Annotated in this window: 10 protein-coding genes; 5 read left to right on the top strand and 5 right to left on the bottom strand. The window is 67.0% G+C overall.

What is annotated here, in order from left to right; translation table 11 throughout:
• The 4 genes from ACYP33_RS17345 to ACYP33_RS17330 all read left to right on the top strand — a co-directional run.
• Nucleotides 1–1,005: putative bifunctional diguanylate cyclase/phosphodiesterase (locus ACYP33_RS17345; RefSeq protein WP_459622978.1), on the top strand; the 1,005-nt coding region annotated here is incomplete at its 5' end.
• A 174-nt stretch (nucleotides 1,006–1,179) separates the two neighbouring features.
• Nucleotides 1,180–1,983 carry a transcriptional regulator gene (locus tag ACYP33_RS17340; RefSeq protein WP_459622977.1) on the top strand — a complete coding sequence of 268 codons (804 nt, stop codon included), beginning with the start codon at nucleotides 1,180–1,182 and terminating at the stop codon, nucleotides 1,981–1,983.
• 67 nt (nucleotides 1,984–2,050) lie between these two features.
• A complete protein-coding gene (locus tag ACYP33_RS17335) occupies nucleotides 2,051–2,569 on the top strand; it encodes an RNA polymerase sigma factor (RefSeq protein WP_414445316.1) in 519 nt (172 codons plus the stop codon).
• Nucleotides 2,566–3,483, top strand: a complete 918-nt coding sequence (locus ACYP33_RS17330; RefSeq protein ID WP_459622976.1) for an anti-sigma factor family protein — start codon at nucleotides 2,566–2,568, stop codon at nucleotides 3,481–3,483. The genes ACYP33_RS17335 and ACYP33_RS17330 overlap by 4 nt, the downstream gene beginning before the upstream one ends.
• A 97-nt stretch (nucleotides 3,484–3,580) precedes the next feature.
• Here ACYP33_RS17330 and acuI read toward each other — a convergent pair whose 3' ends face one another.
• From acuI to ACYP33_RS17310, 4 genes are all read right to left on the bottom strand, one after another.
• Entirely contained in the window at nucleotides 3,581–4,567 is a 987-nt protein-coding gene (acuI, locus tag ACYP33_RS17325; protein ID WP_459622975.1) for an acrylyl-CoA reductase (NADPH), read from the bottom strand.
• Between the two features lie 30 nt (nucleotides 4,568–4,597).
• Entirely contained in the window at nucleotides 4,598–5,269 is a 672-nt protein-coding gene (acuR, locus tag ACYP33_RS17320; protein WP_459622974.1) for an acrylate utilization transcriptional regulator AcuR, read from the bottom strand.
• A gap of 62 nt (nucleotides 5,270–5,331) precedes the next feature.
• Complete coding sequence (locus ACYP33_RS17315) at nucleotides 5,332–6,138, bottom strand: metallophosphoesterase family protein (RefSeq protein WP_459622973.1); 807 nt, start codon at nucleotides 6,136–6,138, stop codon at nucleotides 5,332–5,334.
• A gap of 28 nt (nucleotides 6,139–6,166) precedes the next feature.
• On the bottom strand, nucleotides 6,167–7,117 hold the full coding sequence (locus tag ACYP33_RS17310; RefSeq protein ID WP_459622972.1) for a diacylglycerol/lipid kinase family protein: 951 nt from the start codon (nucleotides 7,115–7,117) through the stop codon (nucleotides 6,167–6,169).
• A 244-nt stretch (nucleotides 7,118–7,361) separates the two neighbouring features.
• Between ACYP33_RS17310 and ACYP33_RS17305 the strand changes: the two genes are divergently transcribed.
• Nucleotides 7,362–8,216 (top strand): DUF6602 domain-containing protein, encoded by an 855-nt coding sequence (locus tag ACYP33_RS17305; RefSeq protein WP_459622971.1) that lies wholly within the window; start codon nucleotides 7,362–7,364, stop codon nucleotides 8,214–8,216.
• Between the two features lie 7 nt (nucleotides 8,217–8,223).
• Here ACYP33_RS17305 and ACYP33_RS17300 read toward each other — a convergent pair whose 3' ends face one another.
• Nucleotides 8,224–8,631: a hypothetical protein gene (locus ACYP33_RS17300; RefSeq protein WP_459622970.1), complete on the bottom strand. Its 408-nt coding sequence runs from the start codon at nucleotides 8,629–8,631 to the stop codon at nucleotides 8,224–8,226.
• Between the last annotated feature and the right edge of the window lie 25 nt (nucleotides 8,632–8,656).

The raw sequence follows: 8,656 nt of genomic DNA, 5'->3' as shown, positions 1-8,656 counted from the left end.
GAGCCCGCGCCGTCGGTGCGCCGGCTGGTCGATACCATCGTGGGCTGCGCCGGCGAATCGATCGAGTTCGCCGGCGCGGCGCTGCACGTGTCGGCCAGCGCCGGCATCGCGGCCTATCCCGAGCACGGCGAGGACACCGATACGCTGCTGCGCCGCGCGAACGTGGCGCTGTCGTCGGCGATCGAGGATGGCGACGGCGTGGCCGTGCCGTTCTCCAGCGCGCTGGAAGTGCGGGCCACGCGCCGCTTCGAACTCGAGGCGGCGCTTTCGCGCGGCATCGACCGTCAACAGTTCTGGCTCGCCTATCAGCCGCAGGTCACGCTCGAAACCGGGCATATCGCGCAGGTCGAGGCGCTGCTGCGCTGGCGGCATCCGCGCTCGGGCGACATCAGCCCGAACGAATTCATCCCGATCGCCGAGGAAAGCGGCCTGATCGACCGGATCGGCGAATGGGCGATCCGCACCGCCTGCCGGGAAATCGGCCGCCTGCACCGCGATCGAGACGACGCGCCGCGCGTGTGCGTGAACGTCTCGCCGCAGCAGTTCCGGCGCGGCAACCTGCTCGGCATCATCGAGCAGGCGCTCGATGACAGCGGGCTCGCGCCGCACAACCTGGAAGTGGAAATTACCGAGGGCGTGCTGTTCGGCGACACCGAGGCCGCGCTCGACACCGTTTCGTCGATCCGGCAACTCGGCGTGGAAATCGCCGTCGACGATTTCGGCACCGGCTATTCGAGCCTGTCCTACCTCACACGCTTTCCGGTCAATCGCGTGAAGATCGACCGCGCGTTCGTCGCGCCGCTGCCGAGCGACGCGCGCAGCGCCGAACTGGTGGCGGCCATCATCGCGATGGCGCATGCGCTGAAGATGCGCGTGACGGCCGAGGGCGTGGAAACCATCGAGCAGGCCAACCAGTTGCTGGCACTCGGTTGCGACGAGGCGCAGGGCTTCTGGTACGCCCGGCCGCATTCGATCGCCTCGCTGCGCACGCTGATCGGCATGTAAAACGGGGCGGCGGGCCGCCTCGCTTTGCAATCTTTCGGTTTCCTTTCTTTTCTGGGCAGGTGAGCGTCGGGGGCATGATCCGGCACCCGAAAATATTTTTCATCGGGCAGGGAATAAGCGGGTGCGTGCGGTGTTCGCCGTGTGTACCCCGAGAATGATCCGACTCGCCCAGCCATGAAACCCGCACCCGAACCGATTCCGACCGAGCAGGACGTCCAGGCCTATGCCGACGGCCTGCTTGCCGCCGAGCGCGCGCCGAGCGTGCTGGCCTATCTGGCGCGGCAGCCGGCCGAGGCGCGCCGCGTGGCGTTCTATGCGCGGGTCAACGCGCAGATGCGCTCGCATTTTCCGGCGCAACTCGCGATCGAGGGGGCCGAACCGGCGTGGGGCGGTGAAGCGTTGCGGGCAGCCGAGCTGGCCGGTGCGGCGTTGCAGCCCGATCAGCCGCGCGGCCTGCGGCGCGGGTGGGCGGGCTTGTCCCGCGGCGGCCGCGTGGCGGCCGTGGCGGTTGCGCTGGCGGTGGCCGCCGGGTTGGCGGCCTGCGTCGTCGCGGTCGGCCTGCCGGCGTTCGAGCGCGCCGCCGCGCAACGGCTCGATACCGCCGCCTACGACGAATTGACCGCGGTGACCGCATTGAACGCGCACGATATTGCCGCCGCGCCGGCCCGGCCCGACGATGCGTCGTCGAACCCCGCGCCCAACCTCGGTGCGGTCGGTTTCCGGTTGGCCGATGCCCGGCCGCTGGCGCTCTGGCCGTTCGCGCGCGCCCATGCGTTCGTCTATCGCAATGCGCTGGGCGAGCCGCTGGTGCTGGTTTCGCCGGGCACGCCCGAGCGCGGCGGGCGCTGGCAGGCACGCCGGCTCGGCGCGGTGCGTTTGCTCGAATGGACATCGGGCGCCGGGCAACATATCGTGATCGCCGGCGAGGCGCGCACGCACGGCCTGATGAAGGCCGCCGACCTGCTGGCCGGCGATTGAATCCGAGGTACGACCGCATGCATGTTTCCCTTTTCCGACCGTCCGCCCATGAGCCGACCTTGATGTCATGACCATCCGAGACGAACTGATCGACCATGTGCCGCGCCTGCGCCGTTATGCGCGTGCGCTGATCCACAACCGCGAGCTTGCCGACGATCTCGTGCAGGACACGCTCGAACGCGCGCTGCGCCATACCGAGCAGTTCCAGGCCGGCACCGACCTGCGTGCCTGGCTGTTTACGATCATGCACAACGTGTTCGCGAACCAGGCCCGACGGCCCGGCGCGCGCGCCGAGCATGTGTCGGTGGACGACGAGGCGCTGCCCGAGGCCGCGCTCGCCGTGCCCGGCGCGCCCACGCGCTCGCTCGAAGTGCGCGACCTCGATTACGCGCTGCAGCGCTTGCCGCTCGACCAGCGCCAGGTGGTGCTGCTGGTGGGCCTGGAGGAACTGAGCTACGCGGAAGTGGCGCTGTCGCTCGGCATTCCGCTCGGCACCGTGATGTCGCGGCTCTCGCGCGGCCGCGAACGCCTGCGCACCCTGATGTCCGGAACCCAATCCAGCGCAAACCTGAAGGTGGTGCGATGAACGAAGCCATCACGCCGATCACCGAATCGGAACTGCACGCTTACGTGGACGGCACGCTCGGCGAAGCGCGCCGCGCCCAGATCGACCAGTTGCTCGAAACCGATGCCGGCCTGGCCGAGCGCATCGGCGATTACTTCTCGATCAATTCGATGCTGCACGAGCGCTACGACCGCGTGCTCGACGAGCCGCTGCCGGCGCGCCTGTTGCCGCCCGAGGATCTCGCACCGGAAGCGGCCGAGATGCCGCGCGATGCGGCGCCCGTGGCCGCACCCGTGCTTGCACCGGTGGCCGGCGCGGCGCGTCCGGCCGCGAACTGGAAGCGCTTCGCGGGCCTCGCCGCCGCGCTCGTGATCGGCATCGGGATCGGTGCGGGCGGCATGTTGAGCCCGGTCGGCCGCGATGTGGCCGGCAGTGCGGATGGCGGCGGCGGTTCGATCCTGCGCGCGTCGTATGGCGGCGAAGCGTTGGCGCGCCAGTCGGCGATTGCCTATGTCACCTATGCGCCGATGGTGACGCGGCCTGTCGAGGTGGGCGCCGATCGCGAGCAGGAGCTGGTGCAATGGCTGTCGAGCCGGCTCGGTACCGACGTGCGTCCGCCGATCCTGACGCGCGCCGGCTACGAGCTGATGGGCGGCCGCCTGCTGCCCGGCGACGACGGCCCGATCGCGCAGTTCATGTATCACAACACGCTTGGCGAGCGGATCACGCTGAACATCTCGCACCGCAAGCTGGCCTCGGACGTGACGGCGTTCAAGCTGTATCAGAGCGGCCCGGTGAACGTGTTCTATTGGGTGGATGGCCGGTTCGGCTATGCGGTGTCGGGCGGCATGGATCGCCAGGCGCTGCTCGATCTGTCGCACGAGGTGTACGAGCAGTTGACCGCCAGCGGCGGGCCGCAACCGGTGACGAAGTAAGCACGCGGGAAAAGGAAAAGGCGGAGGTCGGTGACGCGGCGCGGTGCGATGTGAATCGAATCGCGCCGCGTCGCCGTTGACGTATCGACTTTACGTATCAGCGATTCACGTCGACCACCAGCCGGCCGCGCACCTTGCCGGCCAGCAGGTCCGCGCCCGCGCCGATCGCTTCGGCCAGGCCGATTTCGCGCGTGATGGTGTCGAGCTGGGTCAGGTCGAGCGTGTCGGCCAGCATGCGCCAGGCGGCTTCGCGTTCGGCGTAGGGGCGGGTCACGCTGTTGATGCCGAGCAGGCTCACGCCGCGCAGGATGAACGGCGCGACCGTGGCCGGCAGCGACATGTCCTGCGCGAGTCCGCAGGCGGCCACCGCGCCGTCGGCGCGCAGCGAGGCGCACACGTTCGCCAGCGTCGCGCCGCCGACCGAATCGACCGCCGCGCCCCAGCGCTCCTTCTGCAGCGGCTTGCCCGGCTCCGACAGCGTGGCGCGATCGATCACCTCGGCCGCGCCGAGCCCGGTCAGATAATCGGTTTCCTGCGTCTTGCCGGTGGAGGCCACCACGCGATAGCCGCGTCGCGCCAGCAACGCGATCGCGAAGCTGCCGACCCCGCCGCTCGCGCCCGTCACCAGCACGTCGCCCCGTTGCGGGCCGATGCCGTGACGTTCGAGCGCGAGCACGCACAGCGACGCCGTATAGCCGGCCGTGCCCGCCGCCATCGCTTGCCGCGCCGTCAGCCCCTGCGGCAACGGAATCAGCCAGTCGCCGTTGACGCGCGCGCACTGCGCGAGCCCGCCCCAATGCTGCTCGCCCACCCCCCAGCCGTTCAGCACCACCGCGTCGCCGGGCCGGTATGTCGGATGCGCGCTCTCGCGCACCGTGCCGGCGAAATCGACGCCCGGCACCATCGGAAAGCGCCGCACCACCGGGCTTTTGCCGGTGATCGCGAGGCCGTCCTTGTAGTTGAGCGTGCTGTATTCGACATCGACCAGCACGTCGCCCTCGGGCAAGCGCGCCTCGTCGAGCGTGTCGAGCCGGGTGTGGCTGGCGCCGTTGGCGTCCTGTTCGATCAGAAGGCAATGGAACATCGTGTGTCTCTCAGCGGAAAGTGGGTCCGGTCACGGACGGGTGCGGGCGCCGGCCGGCTGCCGCTGCGGCAGGACGGCCAGGAACCCGCTGAAGAAGGTGTCGAGCGGCGCGGCGTTGCGCACCAGCCGGGCGCGCAGCACCGCGCCTTCCCAGCCGATCCAGAAAAACGCTGCCAACGCGTCGGGGTTCGCGTCGGCGGCGAGCGTGTGCTCGCGCTGCGCGTCGCGCAGGCAGCGCGCCACGCGCGCCTGCCAACTCGTGAAGATCGTTTCGAGCGTTTCGCGGAATCCCTCCGGCAGCGCGCCCACCTCCAGCCCGAGATTGCCGATCAGGCAGCCGCGCGTGAAATCGTGACGCGCCATGCCGGCCTTGGCGTCCTCGACGAAATCGGCCAGCCGTGTAAGCGCCGGGCGGCTGTCGTCGAGCAGCCAGCGGTCGAGCCGGGCCGCGAAGTAGGCGTCGTAGGCCGTCATCAGCTCGCGGCCGAACGCTTCCTTGCTTTCGAAGTAGTGATAGAACGAGCCCTTCGGAATGCCGACGCGCTTGAGCACCGTATCCAGGCCGGTGGCCGAGAAGCCTTGCTCCGTCAGCAATTCCATGCCGGCGCGGATCAGCACGCCGCGCGTGTCGGCGTGCGCTTGCGGGTTTTTCGGGGGACGGCCGCGGCGCGGCTTGAGGGCGGAATCGGTCGAATTTGTCATGCGGCCGATTTTAGACTGATCGTCTATAAAAATGCAAACGGAAGCGGCGAGCGCTGCTTGGATCAGCGTCCGGGGGCCAGTTCGAGCGTTTGCGCGGGCTGCGCGACGAAGTCCGGGTGGGCGGGGTCGTAGTCGTAGCGCGTGACGATCGCGCGGCGCGGGCCGCTCGGGCCGGCCAGATAGTCGATGCGATTGACCGAATTCGGCACGCCGTCGCGCAGCCGGCGCGACACGGCCGTGCCGCCTTGCACGCCATACACCGGGCGCGCCAGCGCGGCGACCGGCCAGATGCCGGGCAGATGCGTATGGCCGCCGAGCACCAGATCGATGCCGGCGTCGGCCCAGCGCCGCAGCGCGGCGTCGCGGCCGTGCAGCAGGTCGTGCCGGTTGGCCGGATCGGCGGCGACGATCGGCTGATGGACCACCGCCACGCGCAATTGCGCCGGCCCCGCGCGTTCGAGCCGTCGCGCCACGCGCTCGACCTGTGCCGCCGAGATCTCGCCCGCCGCGTGCCGTGCCGCGCGCGTGGTGTTGACGCCGAGCACCAGCAGCGCGGGCGTGTCGAATTCCGGCTCCAGCGCCGCGCCGAACGCGCGCCGGTAGTTCGCGTACGGCCGTCGCCAGCGCGAGACCAGATCGAACAGCGGGAGGTCGTGATTGCCCGGAATCGCCAGCACCGGCAACGGAGCGAGCCGCGCGACGAACGCGCGCGCCGCGTCGAACTGGCCGCGTCGCGCGCGCTGCGTCAGGTCGCCCGACATCACGATCAGCGCGGGCTGCAACTGCGCGGCGAGCCGTACCAGTGCCTCGACCGCGGCGGGCCGTTCCGCGCCGAAGTGGGGATCGGAAATCTGGAGCAGGGTGATCATCGGGGGATTATCGCCGGCTTGGGGGCGGTCATTTGCGTTCGCGTTCGGCTTCATCCGGCTCGGGCTTGAGCAGGCGCAGCGGCTGTTCGCCGACGCGAAACACCAGCGGCAGCGCGAGCCGGGCGATCTCGCCGTCGGTCGCGACCTCGATCGAGCGGCGCCGGCGCGACGCGCGATCGACCGTGAAGCGCTCGAAACCGAAGCCGATCATGTCACCCGCATCGCGTATCCGGCTGATTGCGCCGCGCAGCGACAGCAGGATTTGTGCGAGCCGGCCGTGCGCGAGCGGCGCCATCGCCACCAGCATGCCCTGCGCGAGCAGCGGCGCTTCGGCCGCGCCGACCTGTTCGAGCTGGAGGCGGTTGTTCGCGACGAACAGCGTGGTGGTGCGCAACTCGCGCACCGTGCCTTCGTGCTCGACGCGCAGCCGCAGCAGGCGGTGCGGGCGCAGCAGCGTGAAGATCGCCGAGCCGAGCGCGACCAGCCGGCTGCGGCCGAACTGGCGTTTGTATTGCTCGCGCTGTTCGAGCAGGCGCGGGTAGAGGCCGAGGCTGGCGTTGACGAGAAACAGCGCGTCGTTGACGAAGCCGACCTGCACCGGGTGTTCGCGCGCGGCGAGCAACAGCGCGATCGCGCGCTCCGTATCGGCCGGGATGCCGTGATCGCGGCTGAAGTAGTTGAAGGTGCCGCGCGGCAGCACGCCGAACCGGCAGCCGGCATCGTAGGCGGCGCGCGCCACCGTGCGCAGCGTGCCGTCGCCGCCCACGCCCACCAGCACGCCGCTGCCGACGCGCCGCGCCGCGCGGGCGGCGGTGTCGGCCAGTTGCGACGGGTCGGTGACGGTCAGGAGTTCGTAATGGCGGTTCGCCTGGGCGAACGCGGCGTCGAGCTGGGCGGTGAGGGTTTCGGCCTCGCGGGTGCGGCCGGAGCCGATGTTGAGGATGAAGAGGTAGGGGGCGGGGTCCGGGGGCGTCGTCATCGAAGGGCGCTCGGTGGGGGTGAAGCTTACGATTCTATTTCAATCGAGGTGGGCGAGGTTGAGGGAATTGCGGAGCGAGTGGCGATCTCTATCGAGCATTGGATTGCCCATCGATGATTCGATTTTATTTTTGTTATCGAATCGATGATGTGAAGATCGGAAATTTTCGGTCTTTTTGATTGCTTGACCAACTCTTCTTGATCGTGATTTTATATTGGTCTTGTTTTGATTTCAGAGAAAATAAATGGCATCGAGACTCCTTGAACACTTGGCCGCGCTCGAAAATTCACTTATCGCCGACAGTCAGCGATTGAAGCTGGTCGATAATACGACCATCATGGGCGGAGGGCGTGAGACATTTGTTCGCGAGTTTCTGCGAGGGCATCTTGGTGCGTCGATCGGGATCGGCACGGGAGAAATTATTTCGGCAACTCGCCCCCATGACCATATCGATCGTCAATGGGATGCGGTGATTTACGATACTCGTTTTCCCAAGCTGGCACTCAGCAAGGATGTGGATTCATTTTTGATCGAATCCGTTTTTTGTACGATCGAGGTGAAAAGCACGCTGAACGAAGAGGAGTATTTGAAATCGGCTCGTGCGGCAGCGGAGTTGAATTATCGCTGGAAGCTGCATGCGAAGGAAACGAAGCGGCCTGCACCCAGGCGGTTTTTAATTGCCTATGATGGCCCGGTGCATATGAAGACCGTGTTGGGATGGATGCAAGAAGCGTACAAATCCAATCAACTGCAATCTCCGAGCTTGCCTTTGCGGGAGATGTATTTTGATGGCGCCAACGAGTTGAAACGATACGATCATGTGTCGTCGAGTCTCGACGGGGTTTTTGTGCTCGGGCGTGGATTTATTGCCATGGATTCGTTTCGCTTCAGATTTCCGGGGGCGGTTGATCAAGAGCCTGGCCGCATTGGCGGGCGCTTGTTCAACTATGCTTGCGCAGGGGGAGCCGGAATTGCATTGGCATCCATGTTTCTGTGTCTGATCGATGTCGTCGGGCAATTGGCGTTGATTGACACGTATATGCCGGCCATTGGGGGGAGTCTTGAATTCTCGACCATGCCGGCTCCGAAGAAAATTTGAATGCCGGTCACGCAGGATCGATCCTGATCGAATCAAGCTCGATCGCAATTTCCGCGCCGAGGGTGGCGTACAAATAGACCAGACTTGCCGCGCGTCGATCGGTAAGGCGTTCTCCCCTTGCCAGGACGGTGCGCGCCTGTGCGAACCGTTCGTCGTCCGGCCGCAGCAGCCGGATCGAGTACACGATATTCAGCAAGCCCCAGTTTTCGAGGCAAACGCAGGTCACCCCTTCGAAGGTGAGGGTTGCGCGCCTGTTGCCGAGATACAGGCCGAGCGTCAGCGTGCGTGGTTCGTTGGGTCCAACGGTGACGGTGTCCAAATACCAATCGTGGAAGTGCCCGAACTGTTCTAGTGATTCTGCAATCGTCATGAGTGGGTCTATGGAAGGATGGGCCTCAAAGTCGATATCCGTCATGGGCGTTCCATTCGGGCCATATTGG

The organism is Burkholderia sp. 3C (assembly GCF_054589155.1).
This window is presented reverse-complemented; position numbering and strand designations above follow the sequence as displayed.